Genomic DNA, 22,849 nt, shown 5'->3' with positions numbered 1-22,849 from the left:
TAGTAAATACCACGCTCGCCTAGGCGGGTGTTGATTGGACAGGAATGAATCATGGCTAATCAACACCCGTTTAGGCGTCAGTGGTTGAACATAGAGGAAGAACGAAAGGGGTCAAGCCGTTGATTGATGTCAATAAGTTTGAAAGCATGCAAATCGGTCTAGCAAGTCCAGACAAGATTCGCTCTTGGTCTTATGGTGAAGTTAAAAAGCCTGAGACTATCAATTACCGTACTTTAAAGCCTGAGAAGGACGGACTATTTGATGAACGTATCTTTGGTCCTACCAAGGATTACGAATGTGCTTGTGGAAAGTACAAGCGGATCCGTTATAAGGGGATTGTTTGTGACCGTTGTGGAGTTGAAGTTACTTCAGCTAAAGTTCGCCGTGAGCGGATGGGACACATCGAATTGGCTGCACCAGTTTCACATATCTGGTACTTCAAGGGAATTCCATCACGTATGGGATTGGTCTTGGACATGTCACCACGATCACTTGAAGAGATTATCTATTTTGCTTCTTACGTCGTAACTTACGTTGAGCCTGAAGCTGGTTTGTCATTAGTTGAGAAACAACTCCTTTCAGAGCGCGAATATCGCGAGTTGAAGGCTGAGCACGGTTCAAAGTTCGAGGCCGGTATGGGAGCGGAAGCAGTTAAAGCTTTGTTGGCAAACGTTGACTTGGAAAAGCAAGTTGACGAGCTGAAGGCTGAGCTCCGCGAAGCTACTGGTCAAAAGCGTGTTCGTGCCGTACGTCGTTTGGATATTATTGAGGCTTTCGTTAAGTCTGGGAACAAGCCAGCATGGATGGTGATGGATGTTATTCCAATTATTCCACCTGACTTGCGTCCAATGGTTCAACTGGAAGGTGGTCGTTTCGCCACATCCGATTTGAATGATTTGTATCGTCGTGTTATCAACCGTAACAACCGTTTGAAGCGTTTGTTGGAATTGAATGCACCTGGAATTATCGTGCAAAACGAAAAGCGGATGCTGCAAGAAGCCGTTGATGCTTTGGTTGACAATGGTCGTCGTGGTCGTCCAGTTACCGGTCCTGGTAACCGTCCACTAAAGTCTTTGTCACACATGCTAAAGGGTAAGCAAGGACGTTTCCGTCAGAACTTGCTTGGAAAGCGTGTTGATTATTCTGGTCGTTCAGTTATTGATGTTGGACCATTCTTGAAGATGAATCAAATGGGATTGCCTCGTCAGATGGCAATGGAATTGTTCCGTCCATTTATCATGAAGGAGCTGGTTGCACGTGATTTTGCTGGTAACATTCGTGCCGCAAAGCGTAAGATTGATCGTCGTGACGATGACGTAATGGATGTCTTGGAAGATGTAATTAAGGAACACCCAGTTCTTTTGAATCGCGCACCTACCTTGCACCGTTTGGGAATTCAAGCCTTTGAGCCGGTTTTGGTTTCAGGTAAAGCAATGCGTCTGCACCCATTGGTTACAGAAGCATATAACGCCGATTTCGATGGTGACCAAATGGCCATTCACTTGCCTTTGTCAGATGAAGCGCAAGCTGAAGCTCGTCTTTTGATGTTGGCCGCTGGTCATATCTTGGCACCTAAGGATGGTAAGCCGATCGTTGCGCCTTCACAAGACATGGTTATCGGTAATTACTACCTAACGACTGAAGAAGTTGGTCGTGAAGGTGAAGGAATGGTCTTCAAGGATATCAATGAAGCAAGAACTGCCTTCCAAAACAAGTATGTGCACTTGCACACACGAATTGGAATTCAAACTTCTTCATTCCCTGCAGAGAAGCCATTTACAGCTGAGCAACGTTCAAGAATCATGACAACTACGGTTGGTAAGTTATTCTTTAATGATATTTTGCCAGTTGACTTCCCATACTTGAATGAGCCAACAGAAGCAAACTTGCGTGAGATTGATGACCGCTTCTTTATGGAGCCTGGTACTGATATCAAGGGTTACTTCGCTGATACAGCAATTTTGCCACCATTCAAGAAGGGTTACTTGTCAGATATCATTGCAGCTGTCTACAAGATCTATAAGGTTACTGAGACATCATTGCTACTAGATCGAATGAAAGATCTTGGTTATGATGAGTCAACTAAGTCAGGTTTGACGGTTGGTGTGTCTGATGTTACCGACTTGAAGGAAAAGCCAGAAATCGTTGAAGCAGCTCACAAGCAAGTTGCAACGGTTACAAAGCAATTCCGTCGTGGATTGATTACAGATGCTGAACGTTATGAGCGTGTTATTGATATTTGGAACAAAGCCAAGGATGATATCACTGCTGAATTGATTAGCCACTTCGAGCCCGATAACAATATCTTCATGATGTCGGATTCAGGAGCGCGTGGTAATATCTCTAACTTCACCCAACTTGCCGGTATGCGTGGTTTGATGGCCGCACCTAATGGTAAGATCATGGAATTGCCAATCATCGCGAACTTCCGTGAAGGATTGTCAGTGTTGGAAATGTTCTTCTCAACTCACGGAGCTCGTAAGGGTATGACTGATACGGCCTTGAAGACGGCCGATTCTGGTTACTTGACTCGTCGTTTGGTCGACGTTGCGCAAGATGTTATCATTCGTGAGATCGACTGTGGAACTGATCGTGGTTTGGATGTTTCTGCAATCATGAACGGTAACGAAGTCGTTGAAAAGCTTTATGATCGTATTCTTGGTCGTTATGCACAAAAGTCAGTTCTTGACCCACAAACCGGTGAAGTAATTGTTGCTCATAACGAAATGATCGATGAAGATAAGGCAAAGGCGATTGTTAATGCCGGTGTCGAGACAGTTAACATCCGTTCAGTATTTACTTGTAACACTGAGCACGGTGTTTGTGTGATGGATTACGGTCGTAACTTGGCAACTGGTGATGTTGTCGAAGTTGGTGAAGCAGTTGGTACAGTTGCTGCACAATCAATCGGTGAGCCCGGAACACAATTGACTATGCGTAACTTCCACACGGGTGGAGTTGCCGGTGGTAACGATATCACAATGGGACTTCCTCGTGTTCAAGAAATCTTTGAAGCTCGTAACCCTAAGGGTCGCGCTGATATTACTGAGGTTACTGGTGAGATTACAGCAATCGAAGAAAATCCAGCCGATCGTACTAAGGAAGTTACTATTCAAGGTGAGACGGATACGCGAACTTATACTTTGCCAATCGCTGCTCGTATGACAGTTGGTGAAGGTGAGCAGATTCACCGTGGTGAAGCTTTGAATGATGGTTCAATTGATCCAAAGGAATTGATTCAAGTTCGTGATACTTTGGCAACTGAAAACTATATCGTACGTTCTGTACAACAAGTTTATCGTTTGCAAGGTATCGATATTTCAGATAAGCATATTGAAGTAATGGCTCGTCAAATGCTCCGTAAGGTGCGTGTGATGGATCCAGGTGAAACTGAATTACTTCCAGGTGCTTTGATGGATATTGCTGAATTCCGTGAAGCTAATGCTAAGACTTTGCTTGCTGGTAATTTGCCAGCAACTGCTCGTCCAGTTTTGCTTGGAATTACAAAGGCCTCACTTGAAACATCTTCATTCCTATCAGCCGCATCGTTCCAAGAGACTACTCGTGTCTTGACTGATGCAGCAATTCGTGGAAAGCACGATCCACTGGTTGGATTGAAGGAGAACGTTATCATTGGTAAGTTGATTCCTGCCGGAACTGGTATGAAGGAATATCAACAAATCATGGATAAAGTTGTTGCAGATCCCGTTGTAACGTCAGCTGACGAAGGAACAAAGATTCCATCAATTGCTGATATTGAAAGTTCAATGAATTTGTAAGACTTATCAAGAAACACCTGTAGCATTTGATGCTATGGGTGTTTTTTATTTGAAAAATTTTATGCTGCCAACGTGGTAAATTAGACTTGAACCAAGATCATCAATTAATTTTTTAACTAAAGCGCTTTAATCATGTATAATTTTCAACAAAAGCATCCGATTGTTCGGGACGGAGGTGGGTTTGATGGCTAAAAGTGTATTACTGGGAGTAGCATTAATTGGGTCAACGAGTGTTGATTTACAGATCGTAAATAAAAAGTCTGGTAAGGTTCTCGAAAAGGTGCATCATTCCATATCACTGGATAATGATATTTATGTTGCTGGGTATGCGGCGGACGAGCAAATCAATTATTTGATCAAAATGCTCTTACGTTTTCAGCAATTACTGGCAGATTATAATGTAGAACATTTTCACGTTTGGGGAGCATATTCATTAGCGAGCGCCCAAAATGCAATGTATATTTCGGCGCGGATTCAGCAGGCAACAGGATTGAAGGTTGAGTGGCTTAGTGCAAGTCAGGAAGCGTATTATGGTCAAGCATCAATGCGGTACGGTGATCAAAACTTTCCAAAGGCTGATGAAAAAGTATTTCTGATGTCAATGAGTTCAGGGCGTCTATCGCTGGGATATTATATTGCTGGAAAACTTCAGTTTACCCGCAATATTAATTTGGGGCCAATTCGTTTGGCAAGTCAGTTAGAGGAATTAGAAGACGAAGTCGTAGATTTGGAAGGACTTGTCCGTGAATTTATCAATAGTAAGTTAGCCGATTACAATTATTTGTTACCGATCTTCGATGCAGCAGATCTTTTATTGGTTAGTGGATCATTGACTTTGGAGCGAACACTTACAATGCCGATTGTTGATACGGCAGATTTCTTGAAGAGTAATCAAAGAATTTTGAATGACCCGCGCCAGAAGTGGGTAAACGAGTATCATTTTACTGCTGTACAAACCGATACCATCATGATGGAATTACTTCTAATGGAAAGTTTTGTCAAAGCAACCAAGGCTCGACAGATTGGGATTAGTCAGCAACATATTTTGCCAGGAATTGTATTAGATGAAACGGGACAGTTAACAGGTGATGAGGTATTGGTACATGCCTTTGAATTGAGTCGGCGTTTTCAGGTGGAGCCAAAACATCAGGCGGCCGTTCTACACTTTTCGGAACAGTTATTTGATCGAATGAAGGCGGTCCATGGACTTGATAAACGTTCACGATTATTGTTACAGGTGGCTGCTTTGGTGCATGATGTGGGATCATATTTGAATTCATATCATCACTATGAGAACTCAGAAACAATTATTCTAGCGGATGAGATTGATGGATTGACACCACTGGAGATGCGCATGGTGGCGCTGATTGCGCACTATCATTCCTACGAAACGCCAGGTGCTGCACTGGAGAATGTTACAGGCTTGACTGAATCGGCACAGATTAAGGTAATAAAATTAGCTGCATTATTACGGCTGGCAGATGCATTGGATGATAGTCGCTTGCAAAAAATATCAAAGATTACAGTGTCGATGAAGAATGAAGAGATTGAATTAACTGGTTACAGTCATGAAAAGTTATATTTAGAGCAGTGGACTTTTGAAGAGAAAGCGAATCTGTTTGAGAAGATATTTGGCCGACAAATTATCTTAAAACGGAAGGCGGTCTAAAAAAATGGAAGAAATCAAGGCAGAATACTATACAAATCGTGAAATTAGTTGGCTGGCATTCAACGAACGTGTGTTGGAAGAGGCACGGGATGAAAGTAATCCTTTGTACGAACGTGCTCGCTTTTTGGCAATTACGCAGTCAAATATGGATGAATGGTTTCAAGTGCGAGTGGCGTCATTATATCAAATGCGCCATGTGACGGATAAGGCGGATGTAACTGGTTTAACTCCTGAGGAGCAACTGAAAGCTGTCCTAACTTTGGCTGAGCAACAGGTTAAGGCTCAGTATAAATTACTTAATAAAGAGATTTTGCCAGCTCTAAACAAGGATGGGTTGACCGTCCTCAGTGCTAAGGAATTAACAAATCAGCAAAAAAGTGAATTAGCACCATATTTCCATACGTCGGTCTTCCCAATTCTAACGCCGATGGCTGACGATCAAACACGGCCTTTTCCGTTTTTGGCATCGGAAAGCATTAATTTAGTGGTCCGATTGGAGCGGAGTGGACAAGAGCGTTTGGCAATTGTTCAAGTACCGGCAATCCTACCGCGCGTGGTTGCCATTCCAGAGTCAGCGGGTCAGTTCATTTTGCTGGAAGAGTTAATTAAGGCATTTATTGATGAGTTATTTTTGGGGCATACGGTTAAGGGGGTCTCGAGTTTTCATATTCTACGGGATATGGAGCTGGATGTTGCAGATGATGATGCGCCAAACATGTTGGCAGAGGTTCAACAACGACTCTTTGAACGTGAGCGCGGTATGGTAATTCGACTAGTCCATGAACAAGGGATGACTAAAAGAGTAGTTGAGCGATTGGCAGTTGCATTGGGAATTTCACAAAATCGGTTATATCGAGTTGACGGTCCGGTTGATTTGAGCTTTTTGAGCGAATTGGTTAAGTTTGGTAAGGATAAGGATGCTAGATTTGAACCATTTGAGGAATATTTGGATGAGCGACTTAGTGATCAACGAATTTTTGAGGCGATTGCAGAAGGTGATATTCTGCTGCACCATCCCTTTGACAGTTTTCAACCAGTGGTTAATTTGATTCAACAGGCGGCTCTTGATCAAAATGTGCTGGCAATCAAGATGACCTTGTATCGTGTATCTGGTAACTCACCGATTATTAAAGCGTTGGGAGCTGCTGCACGGGCGGGAAAGCAGGTCACAGCGTTGGTTGAAGTGAAGGCCCGTTTTGATGAGGAGAACAATGTTCACTGGGCGAAGGAGCTTGAAGAACAAGGAGTGCACGTCACTTACGGCCTAAAAGGTCTGAAAGTCCATGCGAAAGCAACCTTGATCGTACGAAGCGAGGGGGATGATATTAAGCGCTATGTGCATCTGGCCACCGGAAACTACAATGACACGACAGCACATTTTTATACTGATCTAGGTCTATTAACGACCAACGCCGAATTAGGACGAGACGTAGCTTCGGTCTTTAACGTTTTAACGGGTTATTCAGACCCAGATTATTTCAACGCTTTATATATGTCTCCAGATGGAATTCGTGATGCGTTAATTGAGCGCCTAGAGTTGGCGCGTAAAGCTGTCAAAAAAGGTCAGCAAGTGAAAGTGCGTTTTAAAGCGAATTCGCTTTCTGATAAGGCAATGATTGACGAGATCTTTAAGGCAAGTGCTGATGGGGTGAATGTGGAGATGATTATTCGTGGGATCACGATGATGAAGCCCAATGTTCCAAAAATAAGTGAACGGGTTGAAATCCATTCAATCGTTGGACGTTTTTTGGAACACAGTCGGATTTATATCTTTGAAATTGACGGTAAACAAGAGGTTTTCCTTTCATCGGCGGATTTGATGTCACGTAATCTATCACGGCGAGTTGAACTAATGTTTCCGATTTTGGATGAAACATTGGCTAAGCGTGTGGTTGAGATCTTTGATCAATTGTGGGCGGATAATGTTAAAACGCGCGTGCTTCAAAACAATGATGGATGGCTTAAAATTAATCGACGCAACACCGAGACAGTTAATGCACAAGAAAGGTTTATTGACGAGAGTCGAACTAAAATTATGCGGCAACGTGAGCAACAAAAACTTACGAATGCAAAGAGTGCTTTTGAGCCAGTAAAGTAGCTTATGATAAAAGGAGACGACCATGACAGTAATTGCCATAATGGATTTAGGATCAAATTCAACTCGCATGACGATTAGTGATATCAAGGCGGATGGATCGTATGATGTGTTAAAGCGCGAACAGTCGATGGTGCGCTTATCAGAGGGGATGGGTGCGGATCGAGTTTTGCAGTCTGATGCAATGGAACGAACCATTGAAGTTATGGTTCAATTTAAAGAAACGGCTAAAGCACTCAAAGCTGATATAATCTTGCCAACAGCAACGGCTGCAGTCAGACAGGCTGCAAATCAGGCTGACTTTATTAAAAAGCTCGCCGATGTAACTGGTATGCAATTACGAGTCCTGTCAGGCGTAGAAGAAGCACATTATGATTATCTGGCGATCGTTAACACACTTCCGGTCAAGGATGTTGTAATTATCGATACAGGCGGTGGCTCGGTGGAATTGGTTTGGGTCAAGGATCGTCAAATGATGCAAGCGGTCTCGTTGCCCGTTGGTGCGGTAAACCTAAGCGAGAGCTATTTGGAGCAAGATCTTGTAACGGCCGCAAGTTTGTTTAAAGCGATTTTGGCTGTTGAACGTCAATTTAATAATATCCCCTGGTTGCAGTCAGTACGGGAGTTGCCGGTAGTGGCACTTGGTGGATCCAATCGAACTTTTGCTAAAATATCGCGACGGGAACGTAAAATGATGGACTTACCAATTCATGGCTACACACTAACCCGTGAAGATGTGAATGATATCTTTTATCGAATTTTGGGACAGGATTTAGCCGGACGACGTGGGATTCCGGGGCTTGGTAAAGATCGTGCGGATATAATTGTTGGTGGGATGTTACCTTTAATTATGATTTTGCAATATATTAGCGGCATTCAGGTTAGTTTTTCTCAAGCCGGCTTGCGTGAGGGCTTGGTGTTTGAATACATCAACCAACATAATGAAAATACACTGATTCCGCCAATGCCAGATAATATGACGATTGACGACGACCGGCAATGATAGCTGGAGCATGGTAGAATTAAAATAGTAATGTACCGGATGGTGGTCTTTATCAATCATCCGGTTTTTATTTTGACTACAAGAAAACAGGATACAAAAATGAAGAAAATTGATAAAGGTTTGGCATTCGCGCATAAAAACTTAAATTTGTTTCGCTGTACCGTTTGTATGCAACCTTATGACCATATTGATGGTCATAGTTTGGTTTGTGAGAACAACCATCGAATCGACATGAATAAAAAAGGAACTTTGACTTTTTTAAATCACGCAGTGAACACCGAATATGATGATGCAATGCTAGCAGCACGGCGACGGGTTCTAACGGCTGGACTCTTCGATGGAATTGTTGATGCAACATTGCAGGAGTTGCCAGCTAAGCGTCTGGCCATTTTGGATGTTGGGACAGGCGAGGGAACGCCATTCAGCAATTTGCTTGGGCAACGGTCAATGGACGATGTGGGAGTTGGATTTGATATCTCAAAAGCCGGAATTAATTTGGCAAGTCAACTAACAACAGAGGCTTTCTTTGCGGTTGCTGATTTGGCCCGCTTACCATTTAATGACCAAAGTTTTGACGTGGTCTTGGAGTTTTTCTCACCAAGTGCTTATGACGAATTTAATCGGGTGCTAAAACCGGCAGGGCAGATTATTAAGATTGTCCCTGCCAGTGGATATCTGAGAGAGATACGTGAAATGTTGTATCCAGTTGATCATCCAAATCATACGTATAGTAATACAAAGGTCGTCGAGCGCTTTTTAGAAAACTATCCAAATGCTCGTCGACAACCGGTAACTTATCAATGGGCAATTCCGACAGAACTTTATAATGATTTGTTGCAGATGACCCCATTGCATTGGGGTGCACGCCCAGAAGCACAAGCCGCGGCACAAGCCAATCCATTGACTAAAGTAACGGTGGATGTTGAAGTCTTGGTTGTTGATTAGGAAGTAATTTAGACTTGGCGGTGATTTGGTATGGTAAAGAGTTTAAATGTTCGTTAAAATAGATGTATATGCAGCTTTGCAGAAAAGATGCAACTATTGACTGAAATGGAGTGAACCCAATGTTTCCAGATCGTTTGCGTGAACTTAGGAAGGGCCGTAATATCACCCTAGAGACACTGGCAATTGCTTTGAATAAGAAGCGTGAGCCGGGTCAAAAACCAAATACCGCTGCGCAAATTGGAAATTGGGAGCGTGGCGATCGCTCACCATCATATATTGAAGTCCGTAAGTTGGCAGATTATTTTGACGTATCATTGGACTTTTTAGCAGGGCGGGCTAATACAGAAAAAACTGATTTATCACTATTGTTCCTATCGCGTAAGGAAATCGACTTTAATGGAGTCCCGCTTAGCGACCAAGAGCGTTTTGATATTTTCCAATATATTAATGCCTACTTTAATGAAAAAAATATGGCAACCATGATGTCTAAGGATGACATTCAGATCGACCATCAGGAAGAATTATTTTAAGATGACAAAAGAATTGATTAAAATTAGTGATGGGAAAGTTGAGCTCAGTGAGAATGAATATCTTACTGAGCTTTTAGCTTATCGGCAAAAATTTCAAGCCATCCCCACGGTTGGTAAAATAATTGATCAAGTTGTCGAGACAATGCACCAGCTTGCGAGTGGTTATCTCCCTGAAAAACTAGGGCAGCTTGAAATTACTGATACAATGATTCATGATGTGCAACAATTTGTGCTGATGAAGTATCCAGTGGAACCACAGAAGGGGAATATGTTGTGGTTGGATTTGGCGGATGCTTTGGGAGAGCTAGATTACTTATTGCGTCATTTCCGGGATGCTTTGATTGAAACCTTCTCAATGTACGGTTATGTTTCAACGCCGTTGATTGAAAGTTTGAGTAAATATTTAAATGGAGCTCCAGTTTTGGAATTGATGGCTGGGCATGGGTATCTTTCAGCTGGCTTAAGAGCGTTGCACCCAGAGCAATTGATTTGGGCAACTGACAATGAGGATTGGCGTTTACAGCCTGATCCAACAAAGGCGCAGCCGGTGACTAATGTTGAGAATCTTGATGCACAATTAGCAGTTAGAAAATATGCGCAAGAAGCTGCATATCTACTGATTAGTTGGGCGCCTGACACGAGTGAAATCGATTTGTTGGTTATCGATGATGCCTTGGCAATCAACCCGTTGCTTAAAATCATTGTGATTGGCGAAGCAGATGGAGCAACGAATTCAAAGGCTTTTTGGAAACAAGCGCATTTACAAGCAATTCCTGAATTAAACCAGCAGCTAACATCATTTGATTTGATTGATGAGCAGGCGTACTTATTACTCGACTTAGATAAATAAAAGCGGAACTTACTACTGTAAGCTCCGCTTTTTTGCTAATCAACATATTCGGCTGATAGTTCTATGAATTCGTCAATGTCTGCCTTGATAAGGTCAGTCGCTTTCTGCCAGAAGTTTGGTTCAGTCAAGTCAACGTTAAGATGCTTTATGGCAAGTTCTTCCGTGGTCATATTGGCACTATCACGTAGTAGGGCAATATAAGCGTCTTCAAAATTTGGTTGGGTTTGAGCCCAGGCGTAGATGCCAGTTGAGAACAAATAGCCAAAAGTATAAGGGAAGTTATAGAAAGGTACGTCATCAATATAGAAATGTAATTTGGATGTCCAGAAATGTGGATGACGTTCATCCAAAAGATTATTAAAGGCGGTTTTCTGAGCCGCGTCCATCAGTTCATTGAGGCGTTGTGCAGGAATAAAGCCAGCCTGACGTTCCTGATAAAAGGCGTCCTCAAATAAGAAGCGCGCTCGAATATTCAAGAACATAGCGACGGCATTAGAGAGTTTTGCGTCAAGCAATGCAATTTTCTCAGCCTTTGATTTGGCAGCCTGAACGTTAGCATCAGCAATTAACATCTCGGCGAAGGTTGAGGCCGTTTCTGCCAAATTCATGGCCGGTTGATCACGCCAAATTGGTAAGTCGTTTAAGACGCTCGAATGAAAGGCATGACCAAGTTCATGTGCGATTGTCGCAGCGTCATTAACAGATCCTGTAAAGGTCGTGATAATCCGCGACTCATGAATATCGGGTACACTTTCCATCCAAGCACCTGGTGTCTTACCAGCTCGATCCTCGGCTTCAATCCAGTTTTGCTCAAAGGCCATTTTTGCAAAAGTGGCCATTTTGGGCGAGTATTGGCCAAAGTTTTTAATAATGAATTCAGCAGCTTCATCATAAGTGATACTACTTGGTTGGTAATCGCCTAAGTTAGTGATTGGTGCATTTTGATCTTGCCATCCAAGCTTCGTTAATCCCAATAAGGCTTGTTTACGAGCAAAGAATTGGTTAAACATTGTCTTGTTTTGATCAACAACTTGCCACATTGTATCGAGGGTTGCACGGCTCATACGGTTCAATTCCAATGGTTGTGTGAGATGATCAGAGTAGTTATGAGCAGCTTGTTCTGTTAAACGGGCACCAGCAAGATGATTCAAGGTGTCTGCTGAGAGGTTTTCTGCTTTGCTCCACATTGCTTCATAAGCTTGCATAATTGCGGCTCTGGTTGTGTGATTGGGATAGCCATCAATTTGATTGAGGGCTTGTCCAGCTGATAAAGTGATTGTTTTGTTAGCTTCGTCAACGAATTCGAGGCTGAGACCAGCCGAGATTGTATCGTAGTGATCTGACCAAGCCTTCAGACCATCCAAGTGGTAACGATTAAGAAGCGTCTCAGTTGCAGGATCTAGGAGTCGTTCAGCTTGCTGACGCAGTTCTTGCAGATGAAAAGCGACGGGATGAGCAATGTCGGTTGCTTGGAAGTTAGCAAATTCAGTGGTCGATAAGGCGGCGAGAATTTTTGAGAAATTGTTGAGCGGCGTTTGATAGTCTGCATCGAGTTTGGCAATTCGATCTTGGTAAGGACGGTAGGCGGGGTTGGTATAGTCAGCGGCCGCAAGTGCATTAACGAATAGTTCAGCTGTACGGAGTCCTGCCTCGATAGTTTGTGCATGGGTTGTTAATTCCTGAAGCGTTATAAAATTACGATCGGTCTGTGCTTTATAGATGTTAGTATCATTGTTGAATTGCTTAATCTGGTCAGTTAAAGTGGTCAATTTATCAGCGAAGGCGGTTGAGTTAAGGCCACCTGGATAGATTCGATCCAAATTCCAATTTAGTGAATAAGTCATGAGCAAAGCCTCGCAATCTTTTTTTCTTAGTATAGCACGGGCAAGTTGGAACACTTTACCGAACAAATTAATGCTATATGTAAAAATAGGTTATAATACTTTGGGGAATACATTTGAAGGAGCAAGATATGGCAAGAAATAAACATAGATGGTCAACAAAGAAAAAGGCGTGGATTTTTGTTGGTTCCATGATTGCCTTAGTCTTTATGATTGGAGTCGGAGCGGGCGGTTATTTCTTTAAAGTTGCCGAAGTTCGTGAAAAGAAGTCCTTTATCACGGGTTCTGAGCTTTCAAAAAAGGACGTTCTATATCAAGAGCAACAAGCCTTTATCAATCAACCGACGATGACCGAATGGCAACAAACGGCCACCGATGGCACTAAACTGGTTGGTTATTATGTACCAGCGGCAAAAGCGACGAAGAAAACAGTCATTGTAATTCATGGTTTTGGTGTCGATCATAAGGCCATGGCTCCTTATGGTACGATGTTTCATAATATGGGTTACAATGTCTTGATGCCAGATGATCGCGCTGCTGGTAAATCAGGTGGAAAGTATATTGGCTATGGCTATCTTGATGCAAAAGATTATTTGAAATGGATCGATCAAGTGGTAGCAAAGAATGGGCAAGATAGCGAAATTGTTGTAATGGGTGCTTCAATGGGGGGAGCGACAACGATGATGTTATCGGGAATGAATCCGCCGACACAAGTTAAAGCGTTTATCGAAGATGCTGGATACAGTTCTGTTAGCGCCGAATTGAAGTACCAAGCTGGTTCGATGTATGGTTTACCTAAGTGGTTAAGTAATATATTGATTCCAGTCGTATCAGCCTATTCGAAAGTATTCGCCGGATATTCTTACGGCGAGGCCGATGCGGTTAAGTTATTAAAAAATAATCAACGACCAATGTTGTTTATTCATGGTGGGGCGGACACGTTCGTGCCAACTCGTTTCGTGAATCAAGTTTATCGGGCAACTAAGGGGCCAAAAGAAAAGATGATTGTACCTAATGCGAAGCATGTACAATCTTACGCAACGGATCCGATTGCATATGAAAATAAAGTACGCGACTTTATGACTAAGTATTTTAAATAAGCATGGAAGCAGGTAGAGTAGATGTCTTTACCTGCTTTTATTGATTGCGTGAAATAGGTGTGTCCGTTATTTGTGGTATAGCTATAACGAAGAGGTGGCGCTTTAGATATTGAAATTAGAATGGCCTATTTATAATGAAAAGACCCAAAGTTGCGCTTAACGCAATTTGAGTCCTAAAAGTTTCCTAAAGGTCGAATTTCTTTGCAAAATGTTCAAAGGCACTGGCGACATCGTTGACCAATGCGTACTGGTTAATGTCGGTAAATGATTCAAAGCCTTCTAAAGCTGAGTGCTCAATCCATTGAGCAAGGCTGGTATAGTAGCCATCAAGATTCAGCAAAACAAGGGGTTTATTATAAATGCCTAGTTTAGTCCAGGATAATACTTGGCTGAGTTCTTCCAGTGTGCCAAGACCGCCAGGCATGAACAAATAGGCATCGGCGGATTTAAACATCAAATCTTTGCGGACGCTCATATCCGTCACTTGAATGTAATTGTCCGACAATTCAGGTCCCGCCTGCTCAGGAATTAGGTTATCGGGATGAATTCCGGTGACATAAACACCATTTGCTTTTGCACTCCGGGCAACCGTGCCCATTAATCCAGTTGCTGAGCCACCATAAACTAGATTGTAATGATATTGAGCCAGAGCTGCCCCAACTTCTAGGGCAGCTTTTTTAAAATTGGGGTTCTCACCATCATGAGCTCCCATAAATACGCCGATTGTTTTGCTTGCCATTTTTTTGATCCTTAACTTTTCTTTCTTTCTTGCCTAGTTTACAATAAATAGAAAGCAATAACCTAGTATTTTATATATTGTTAGATTGAGGAAACTAATGGCAGAACATTATTACACCAGTACACCAACAACTGCACATGATGAACACACGTGGGAGTTCCCTTTGTTTGACCGGAATTTCAAATTCACAACTGATGCGGGTGTTTTTTCTAAGACAACGGTTGATTTTGGGACGCGGACGATGTTAACCGCCTTTGATTATCATAAGTTGCCAGCGGGGAAGATCTTGGATTTGGGTGCCGGTTATGGACCAGTTGCGATTGCTTTGGCAAGTTGCTTGCCGGAACGTCAATTTGTTGCGGCAGAGATTAATCAGCGGGCTGCTGAATTGGTTAAACGAAATGCAGAACAAAATGGCTTCAGTTCTCAGATTACCGTGGTTCAGTCTGACCGTTATCAGGCGTTAGGGGATGAACGTTTTGCGGCAATTCTGACAAATCCACCAGTTCGAGCTGGTAAAGAGATTGTGACTGATATGATTGCGCAGGCTGCCGAGCACTTGGTTGCAGATGGTACGTTAACAGTCGTCTTACAGAAAAAGCAGGGGGCTCCGTCTGCTAAACAACTAATGGCAGATACTTTTGGTAACGTTACAACGATTGCTAAAAATAAGGGCTACTATATTTTGGAGAGCACATACAGTGGCAAATGATTTAACGGCGGCTCAAATTGATGAGTTCATGGCGGCAGCGCTAGTTGAGGCCCGTAAGGCAGGAGCGTTGGGCGAGGTACCGATTGGTGCAGTGGTTGTATACAACGGTGAAATTGTTGGACGCGGATTTAATATGCGTGAACGACTGCAGGACGCTTCGCAGCATGCTGAGTTCATTGCAATTACAGAGGCTAATCGGCAACTAGGCTCATGGCGTTTGCCAGATGCACAATTATTTGTAACTTTGGAACCCTGCATTATGTGCGCCGGGATTATTCAACAAACACGGATTACGGATGTCTATTATGGAGCGGATGATCCGAAGGCTGGTGCGGTTCGGTCATTATATCGTTTGCTTGAAGATCAACGATTAAATCATCAAGTATATGTGCATGCCGGAGTGCATGCCGAGGTGGCTAGTTCAATGTTAAAGCGTTTTTTTAAGGATATTCGTCAAGCAAAGAAACGTGCAAAACAGCAGCGACGCTTAGCAGTAGAATCACTATCGAAAGTTGATCCACAATAGGTATCTTCTAGACAGTAGATTTACAGGTTGAAAATGAGTGGATATGCGATTTTACTGGTGAAATTTTGATCAGCTTAATGCAATTACACACTTGAAATAAAAACTTGGCAGTTAGCCATGGTTTCTGTTATACTATTTTTCGAGGCAAGTGTGCACTTCGAACCGTGTCAGGGTCGGAAGGCAGCAGCACTAAGGGGATCGTACATTGTGCCTCACCCTATGTAAATAATGGATCGCTGATCAGTATAGGCTGGTTAGCGGTTTTTTTTGTAAAAAAAATTGACAAATCTGTTAAAATTGAAAATAGACAATTAATTTAACAATTCATATAAAAGACGATGAGGAGGCGATAGGGAAATGGCATATCAAGCGTTATATCGAACTTGGCGTCCACAGAAATTTAGCGACATGGTTGGACAAGAAGTGATTACCAAGACTTTGAAAAACGCCATTACAACTGGGCAAACCTCGCATGCTTATCTGTTCAATGGACCCCGGGGAACTGGTAAAACATCAGCCGCTAAGATTTTTGCCAAGGCTGTTAACTGTTTACATCCAGTTGATGGCGAGCCAGATGGCACTTGTGAGATTTGCCTGGCTGCTGACAAAGGTACTTTGGGCGATGTCATGGAACTTGATGCAGCCTCTAATAATAGCGTTGAGCAGATTCGTGATATTCGTGAAGACGTCAACTATGCGCCAACCATGGCAAAGTATAAGGTCTACATTATTGATGAGGTTCATATGCTTTCAACGGGTGCTTTTAATGCCTTGTTAAAAACATTAGAAGAGCCTCCGGCAAATGTGATTTTTATCTTAGCTACTACGGAGCCGCAGAAAATCCCAGCGACAATCATTTCACGAACGCAGCGCTTCGATTTTAAACGAATCAATGCGCAAGCGGCTTATGATCGGATGGTTTATATCCTTAACGATCGTGGGGATGCCTTCGATGAAACAGCTTTACGAGTGATTGCCAATGCCGCCGATGGTGGAATGCGTGATGCCTTAAGCATCCTTGATCAGACACTTTCTTTTGGTGATGGGAATGTTACTTTAGAAAATGCTTTGTTGGTTACGGGATCCGTTACCCAGACCTTATTAGGCGAATATGTACAGGCGGTTGTTGCTGGTGATTCGCCGCATGCTTTGGCGAAATTAACGGAAGTATTAACAGCTGGTAAGGATGCTAATCGGTTTGTTGAGGATTTAATTTCTTATGCTCGTGATTTATTACTGTACACAGAAGCACCAGAGCTAGTTACCTTAGTGCCTGATGAACAATTTAAAGAATTAGCACAAGGTAGTTCACCAACGGTTTGGTATCAAATGATTGATACTTTAAATGACACGCAACAGCAATTGCGCTATACCAATCGGCCAAGTATTTACTTAGAGGTCTTAACAGTTAAGCTTAGTCAGCCAATGCTCAAGCAACCACAACCACAGGTTACTAATTTAGTTGGAAACGTCGACAAAGTTAACGCAACTTCAAACGTTGAGCCCGCGGCTAGTGTTGCTGCATCGCAACCGGTTTTGTCTGAGAAACAAGCTGATATGACGATTAGCACAGCGACGGATGAGGTTCGACCAGAGGCGGTCAGACGGACGACACCAAAGGCCAGTGCTGATGTGGCGGCGGTCTTTGCAGTACTAGACCAGGCTACTAAGGGCGATTTGCAACGTGTGCGGACAAGTTGGGGTGACCTAATTGCCAGTTTGGACGTTCCGCAGCAAGCGATGTTAAATGTGGCTCAGCCGATCGCAGCAAGCTCAACTGGAGTTGTACTTGCTTTTGATTTTGATGTAATTCGGGCAAATGCAATGAAGAATATTGAAATGCAGACCTTGATTATTCAAAAGATGCAGGTCTTGACCCAATCAAATGTTGAACGACAATTAGTGATGATCAATCAAGAAGAGTGGCCTAAGTTGCGGTCAGAATTTATTGATCAACGCAAGCAAGGAGCGCCAGATCAACCAGCGGCCCAAATGGTTGATCGTGATTTAGATCAGTTGGTTGATTCGCCAGAAGAAACAACTGCAGAACCGTCGATTGTTACGACGGCATTAGATATCTTTGGTAGTGATTTAGTTGAAGTTTCAGAGAAATAAAGGGAGAAAAAATATGTTCGGTAACCAAAATATGCAACAGATGATGAAGCAAGTTAAGCAAATGCAGGCAAATGTCGAGAGTGAGCAGGCCCAGATTGCCGACACAGATTACGTTGGTCATGCACCCGCTGACGCAGTTGTAGCAACTTTTACTGGCGATCGAATTTTAAAGGATCTACAGTTTGCTGAAGGGGTTGTTGATGCGGATGATCCAGATACTTTGGCAGATATGATGATTGCAGCAGTGAATGATGCTTTAAAGCAAATTGATGCTGATTCATCAAAGCGTTTAGGACAATATATGCCTAATATGCCATTCTAAAAATGAGAGAGGGGCGCTATGCAACAATATCCAGAACCAATTGCCCGATTAATTGATAGTTATACAAAGTTACCGGGAATTGGAATTAAATCGGCTACTCGTTTAGCAATTCATACCATGGACATGGCAGAACAAGATGTCACTGGTTTTGCTCAATCTTTAATCTCGGTTAAGCGCGATTTACATCTGTGCTCGATTTGTGGAAACTTCACGGAAGGTGATATTTGCTCGGTTTGTGCAGATCCACAACGCGATCAGACTGTTGTAATTGTGGTTGAGGAAGTTAAAGATTTGATGGCGATTGAAAACGCTGGCGAATTTCATGGACTTTATCATGTCTTGCATGGTGTTTTGTCACCTTTAAATGGTAAAGGACCTGACGATATTAATATCGATAGCTTGGTGAAAAGATTGCAAGAGCACGATGAGATTGAAGAAATCATTGTTGCAACTAATGCAAACGCCGAAGGTGAAGCAACTGCGATGTACCTTTCGCGCTTGTTAAAGCCAGCTGGACTTAAAGTCTCACGACTAGCAACTGGACTCTCAGTTGGATCTGATATTGATTATGCTGATCAAATTACATTGATCAAGGCGGTTGAAGGAAGGACAGCTTTATAATGGGATTTTTTTCATCAAAGGTAAAACAACATCCAGAATTAAAAAGTATTCCGAATGACCTCGTTAATTTGATTGAATTGAAGAAGGAAGATTTGGACAAAGCGCGGGTTTCAGAGCGTGCAATGTTAGAAGGTAATATTAATCCACGTTTGATCAAGGCCCAGACCAATACAGCAAAGCAAAAGTATTTCTTTCTTTTGCGGGCGGCACGTGAGCAAAAGATATCAGGTAATTTACAACGAGCGTTTGAGAGTATCAATAGGTAGGGGATTATGCAAGAGCAAGGAATGTTCATTTCATTTGAAGGACCGGAAGGGGCTGGTAAAACGTCGGTTCTTCGAGCAATCTTGGAGCGGTTAGCACCAAAACTGCAGGATCGGTTATTGATTACACGGGAGCCAGGCGGTCACGATAATGCGATTGCCGAACGGATTCGTGATGTTGTGTTAGATCCAGCATACATTGACATGATGGATCCTTGGACGGAGGCATTGTTATATGCCGCGTCAAGGCGTCAACACGTTGAAGGAACGATCAAACCAGCATTAGCGACTGGTAAAGTTGTGATTACGGACCGCTATGTAGACAGTTCAATCGCATATCAGGGAGCCGGGCGTGGTTTAGGTACGGACAAAATTGCAGCAGTCAATGATTTTGCCATTCAAGGACTGTACCCTAACCGAACAATCTATTTAGATTTGGATCCACAGGTTGGGTTAGACCGCATCATGCAGAATCGACAAAATGAAATTAACCGATTGGACCTTGATGGAATTGATTTTCATCGTCGAGTTTCAGCAGCCTACCATGAACTGGCGACAGCGCAATCAGATCGGTTTGTCATGATTGATGCCAGTCAACCCTTAGCAAAAGTAATTGATGATGTATGGTTGGTCTTAGTTGACCTACTTAATCTGGATACAAGCGAGGATTAAAATTATGAAAATGATTACAGCAATTGTACAAGATAAAGATGTAAATCAATTAAGCGATAAATTTGTGAAGGCTAGAATTCAAGCAACACGCCTCCATTCAACGGGTGGTTTCTTGCGGTCTGGAAATACAACTTTTATGATTGGTGTTGAAGATGATCAAGTTGACACAGTTTTGGAAGTAATTAAGACGACTGCGCAAACACGGAAGCAAATTATGACCCCTGCTGTTAATCTTGATATGACTTTTGATGCTAGCATGCCGGTTGAAGTTCAAGTGGGTGGAGCAACAGTCTTCATTCAAGACGTAAGTGCGTTTTATCGTTTCTGATGATGGAGCAAGTTATATCAGCGTTAGATGTAATTGAGCAAGCACATGCAAAGCAGCCACGGCTTGTTGAACAATTGGGGCAGGCTGCGGCACATGATCAACTGGCACATGCGTACTTATTTAATGGACCAAATGGTCGAGGACAATTAGAACTAGTCGATTGGTTGATTATGCGTCTGATGTGTCCGAATATTTCGGAAGATGGGGAACCGGATGGTGTTTGTGATCAATGTCGGCGGATTGTGAATCATGAACATCCCGATGTGATTCATATTGCCGCTGAGGGTAAAACGATCAAGGTTGAACAAGTTCGATATCTGCGGGATGAATTTACTAAGACCCCGACTGAAGGTCGTCATAAAGTTTTTGTGATTCATGATGCTGATCGTTTGACGACGAGTGCCGCAAATGGCCTGCTAAAGTTTATTGAAGAACCAAGCGCTCAGCAAACGGCGATCTTGTTGAGTGAAAATAAGGCGCAAATCTTGCCGACAATTATTTCGCGAACCCAAGTGATTGATTTACCTAAGTTGAGCCCAGCACAAATGCATTTGGCACTAACAGAGTTAGGATATTCAGCGCAAGCGGCTGGGTTGGTACAACACTTAACGGATAACGTTGAATTGGCACGGGAGTGGTTAGTGGATGATTGGTTTGGTCAGGTGAGTGCAAGTGTTGAGCAGTTAGTTACAGCAATCTTGCATAAACAAACGGATGCTTTTGGTTTGGTTCAAGTTGAGATACTACCACTGGTTGGGAACTCTGAACAGCAGGCGACGGTATTAGCATTGATTGCACAGGCATGGCGTGACATTTTATTAACGAAAGCAGAACCGCAGTTGGTTGGTGATTTTGCGGCGACTAAGCAATGGCAGACTCAAGCAAACAAATTACCACTAGCGAGTATTATTAAGGTGTTGGATCGGACTTTACAGGCTCCGCAACGCCTACAAAAGAACATAGCTTTTCAAACGACCCTTGAGGCATTGATATTGGAAAGTCAGTTGGAATTGGCAGGAGTATAGATGAATCAACAAAAGAGCTTTTCAAATCACCAAACTGGGACGTTATATTTAGTTCCGACGCCAATTGGCAATCTAGGTGACATGACAGTACGATCAATTGACACGTTAAAGTCAGTTGCAGTGATTGCCGCTGAGGATACTCGGCATACACAACAATTGCTAAATCAATTTGATATTTTAACCAAGCAGATTTCCTTTCATGAGCACAATAAGGAGAGCCGTATTCCGGAGCTAATTGAGCGCTTGCAGAATGGTGAGGACGTAGCTCAGGTCTCTGATGCGGGAATGCCATCTATTTCTGATCCAGGTCATGAATTGGTAACGGCGGCGATTGCAGTTAATATTCCGGTGGTACCTTTGCCAGGTGCTTCAGCCGGAATTACTGCATTAGTTGCGTCTGGTTTGGCGCCACAGCCATTTATGTTCTACGGTTTTCTGGCACGGAAGCCCAAGGAGCAATTGGCGGAGCTGGAGCTTTTGAATCGTCAGACGCAGACGATGTTGTTTTATGAAGCACCACATCGTTTAGCAAAAACACTGGGGAATATGGTCACGGTCTTCGGGGCTGAACGAGCAGTTGTTTTAGCACGCGAATTGACCAAGCGTTATGAAGAGTTCATTCGTGGAACGCTGGCGGAAGTCTTACAATGGGCTGAAGAAAATGAAATTCGTGGCGAGTTTGTGGTGTTGGTTGCTGGTAATTCGGCACCGACGATGGAGAGTGCGATTGATCCGTTAGCGGATTTGTCGGATCTTGAGGCTGTGCAGGCATTGGTTGATCAAGGCCTAAAGATTACGGCGGCCGTCAAACAAATTGCGAAGGATCGTCAGTTAGACCGGCAAAAATTATATTTAAATTATCGGGGAGAATAGGTTAAATGGCAGAGATGTACAGCACGCCACATGAAATTCTTTATTATGAGGCTGATGTGACTGGTAAATTGAGCTTGCCAATGATTTTTAATTTGGTGGTGTTATCGTCAACAAAGCAATCGGTTGATTTAGGTGTTGGACCAAAGTTTACGCATGAAAATGGGGTTGGTTGGATCATCCTTCAAGAAGACATGAAGATCAACCGACGTCCAGTTGATGGTGAACAGGTCATTCTTCAGACAATGGCCAAGGAATTTAATCCGTTCTTTGCCAAGCGACTATATCGGATCTTGGATCAGGCAGGCAATGTCTTGGTTGATGTAGATGCTTTCTACACAATGGTTGATATGGAGAAACGCAAGGTTGCACGGATTCCGCAAGCAATGGTTGATGCTTATCAAGCAGATCAGGTTAAAAGAATTCCGCGCTTGGCTGAACCAACGAAATTCGAAGAGGGGATGGAGGCCGATCAAGTTCAGGAATATGCAGTTAGATTCTCAGACATTGATTCGAACCAACATGTTAACAATTCGAAGTATCCTGATTGGATGCAGGATGTGTTAGGAGCCGACTTCATAACCAGTCATGAACCAACAGCTGTAAATATCAAGTATGAGCAAGAAGTTCGTTTAGGCGAGTATGTTCGTTCAGAAGTCAAAATCGTTGGCAATACAACGTTGCATCAGATTTGGGCGAATGGTACGCTTTCAGCAGAGGCTGAAATTACCTGGACTGAGCTTTAATAGTTTCGATAAGTGAATGATATAACATCGTTTAATCCACTTTTGGCTGAGAAATGTGTTTTAGAATTATAGAATAACGATTTATTACCTAGTGATGA

General features: G+C 42.9%; 21 protein-coding genes and 1 other RNA gene. 20 read left to right on the top strand and 2 right to left on the bottom strand.

Annotation, left to right across the window (positions count from 1 at the left end):
- Positions 1–146: 146 nt before the first annotated feature.
- The 7 genes from rpoC to ESZ50_RS06585 all read left to right on the top strand — a co-directional run bounded on the left by rpoC (position 147) and on the right by ESZ50_RS06585 (position 10,871).
- Positions 147–3,779, top strand: a complete 3,633-nt coding sequence (rpoC, locus tag ESZ50_RS06615) for a DNA-directed RNA polymerase subunit beta' (protein WP_148622989.1) — start codon at positions 147–149, stop codon at positions 3,777–3,779.
- 184 nt (positions 3,780–3,963) lie between these two features.
- On the top strand, positions 3,964–5,448 hold the full coding sequence (locus ESZ50_RS06610) for an HD domain-containing protein (protein WP_148622785.1): 1,485 nt from the start codon (positions 3,964–3,966) through the stop codon (positions 5,446–5,448).
- Between the two features lie 4 nt (positions 5,449–5,452).
- Entirely contained in the window at positions 5,453–7,546 is a 2,094-nt protein-coding gene (locus ESZ50_RS06605) for an RNA degradosome polyphosphate kinase (RefSeq protein WP_148622784.1), read from the top strand.
- A 22-nt stretch (positions 7,547–7,568) separates the two neighbouring features.
- A complete protein-coding gene (locus ESZ50_RS06600) occupies positions 7,569–8,546 on the top strand; it encodes a Ppx/GppA family phosphatase (protein ID WP_148622783.1) in 978 nt (325 codons plus the stop codon).
- A gap of 99 nt (positions 8,547–8,645) precedes the next feature.
- Positions 8,646–9,491, top strand: a complete 846-nt coding sequence (locus ESZ50_RS06595; protein ID WP_148622782.1) for a methyltransferase domain-containing protein — start codon at positions 8,646–8,648, stop codon at positions 9,489–9,491.
- Positions 9,492–9,610: 119 nt separating this feature from the next.
- Positions 9,611–10,021, top strand: coding sequence for a helix-turn-helix domain-containing protein (locus ESZ50_RS06590; protein ID WP_148622781.1), 411 nt, complete (start codon positions 9,611–9,613; stop codon positions 10,019–10,021).
- 1 nt (position 10,022) lies between these two features.
- On the top strand, positions 10,023–10,871 hold the full coding sequence (locus tag ESZ50_RS06585; RefSeq protein ID WP_148622780.1) for an SAM-dependent methyltransferase: 849 nt from the start codon (positions 10,023–10,025) through the stop codon (positions 10,869–10,871).
- 35 nt (positions 10,872–10,906) lie between these two features.
- On the opposite strand, the gene ESZ50_RS06580 is transcribed toward ESZ50_RS06585, so the two are convergent.
- A complete protein-coding gene (locus tag ESZ50_RS06580) occupies positions 10,907–12,715 on the bottom strand; it encodes a M3 family oligoendopeptidase (RefSeq protein ID WP_148622779.1) in 1,809 nt (602 codons plus the stop codon).
- 128 nt (positions 12,716–12,843) lie between these two features.
- Here ESZ50_RS06580 and ESZ50_RS06575 point away from each other — a divergent pair, with 128 nt between their 5' ends.
- A complete protein-coding gene (locus ESZ50_RS06575) occupies positions 12,844–13,812 on the top strand; it encodes an alpha/beta hydrolase (RefSeq protein ID WP_148622778.1) in 969 nt (322 codons plus the stop codon).
- Positions 13,813–13,996: 184 nt separating this feature from the next.
- Here the strand turns inward: ESZ50_RS06575 and ESZ50_RS06570 are convergent, their stop codons facing one another.
- Entirely contained in the window at positions 13,997–14,551 is a 555-nt protein-coding gene (locus ESZ50_RS06570; protein WP_148622777.1) for an LOG family protein, read from the bottom strand.
- A 97-nt stretch (positions 14,552–14,648) separates the two neighbouring features.
- Here ESZ50_RS06570 and ESZ50_RS06565 point away from each other — a divergent pair, with 97 nt between their 5' ends.
- The 12 genes from ESZ50_RS06565 (at position 14,649) to ESZ50_RS06510 (ending at position 22,751) form a co-directional block, all read left to right on the top strand.
- Positions 14,649–15,263, top strand: coding sequence for a class I SAM-dependent methyltransferase (locus ESZ50_RS06565; protein WP_148622776.1), 615 nt, complete (start codon positions 14,649–14,651; stop codon positions 15,261–15,263).
- Entirely contained in the window at positions 15,253–15,789 is a 537-nt protein-coding gene (locus tag ESZ50_RS06560; RefSeq protein WP_342781907.1) for a nucleoside deaminase, read from the top strand. Before ESZ50_RS06565 ends, ESZ50_RS06560 begins: the two co-directional genes overlap by 11 nt.
- Before the next feature lie 138 nt (positions 15,790–15,927).
- Positions 15,928–16,009, top strand: an RNA gene (ffs, locus tag ESZ50_RS06555) — signal recognition particle sRNA small type.
- A 137-nt stretch (positions 16,010–16,146) separates the two neighbouring features.
- Complete coding sequence (dnaX, locus tag ESZ50_RS06550; RefSeq protein WP_148622775.1) at positions 16,147–17,904, top strand: DNA polymerase III subunit gamma/tau; 1,758 nt, start codon at positions 16,147–16,149, stop codon at positions 17,902–17,904.
- A gap of 13 nt (positions 17,905–17,917) precedes the next feature.
- Positions 17,918–18,226, top strand: a complete 309-nt coding sequence (locus ESZ50_RS06545) for a YbaB/EbfC family nucleoid-associated protein (protein WP_148622774.1) — start codon at positions 17,918–17,920, stop codon at positions 18,224–18,226.
- An 18-nt stretch (positions 18,227–18,244) separates the two neighbouring features.
- Positions 18,245–18,847: a recombination mediator RecR gene (recR, locus tag ESZ50_RS06540; RefSeq protein ID WP_148622773.1), complete on the top strand. Its 603-nt coding sequence runs from the start codon at positions 18,245–18,247 to the stop codon at positions 18,845–18,847.
- Positions 18,847–19,113 carry a DUF2508 family protein gene (locus tag ESZ50_RS06535; protein ID WP_148622772.1) on the top strand — a complete coding sequence of 89 codons (267 nt, stop codon included), beginning with the start codon at positions 18,847–18,849 and terminating at the stop codon, positions 19,111–19,113. Before recR ends, ESZ50_RS06535 begins: the two co-directional genes overlap by 1 nt.
- 6 nt (positions 19,114–19,119) lie before the next feature.
- Positions 19,120–19,782, top strand: a complete 663-nt coding sequence (tmk, locus tag ESZ50_RS06530; protein WP_148622771.1) for a dTMP kinase — start codon at positions 19,120–19,122, stop codon at positions 19,780–19,782.
- A 4-nt stretch (positions 19,783–19,786) separates the two neighbouring features.
- The gene (locus ESZ50_RS06525; protein ID WP_148622770.1) at positions 19,787–20,110 is read left to right on the top strand and encodes a cyclic-di-AMP receptor; all 324 of its coding nucleotides are present in this window, start codon (positions 19,787–19,789) and stop codon (positions 20,108–20,110) included.
- Positions 20,110–21,135 carry a DNA polymerase III subunit delta' gene (gene holB, locus ESZ50_RS06520; RefSeq protein ID WP_246111525.1) on the top strand — a complete coding sequence of 342 codons (1,026 nt, stop codon included), beginning with the start codon at positions 20,110–20,112 and terminating at the stop codon, positions 21,133–21,135. Before ESZ50_RS06525 ends, holB begins: the two co-directional genes overlap by 1 nt.
- Complete coding sequence (rsmI, locus tag ESZ50_RS06515) at positions 21,136–22,008, top strand: 16S rRNA (cytidine(1402)-2'-O)-methyltransferase (protein ID WP_148622769.1); 873 nt, start codon at positions 21,136–21,138, stop codon at positions 22,006–22,008.
- A 5-nt stretch (positions 22,009–22,013) separates the two neighbouring features.
- The gene (locus tag ESZ50_RS06510; protein ID WP_148622768.1) at positions 22,014–22,751 is read left to right on the top strand and encodes an acyl-[acyl-carrier-protein] thioesterase; all 738 of its coding nucleotides are present in this window, start codon (positions 22,014–22,016) and stop codon (positions 22,749–22,751) included.
- Positions 22,752–22,849 lie beyond the last annotated feature (98 nt).

The sequence above is a fragment of the Weissella muntiaci genome, assembly GCF_008107635.1.
Lineage (GTDB): Bacteria > Bacillota > Bacilli > Lactobacillales > Lactobacillaceae > Weissella > Weissella muntiaci.
Note: the sequence above shows the minus strand (reverse complement) of the source record. Positions and strands in the feature narration are given on the sequence as shown.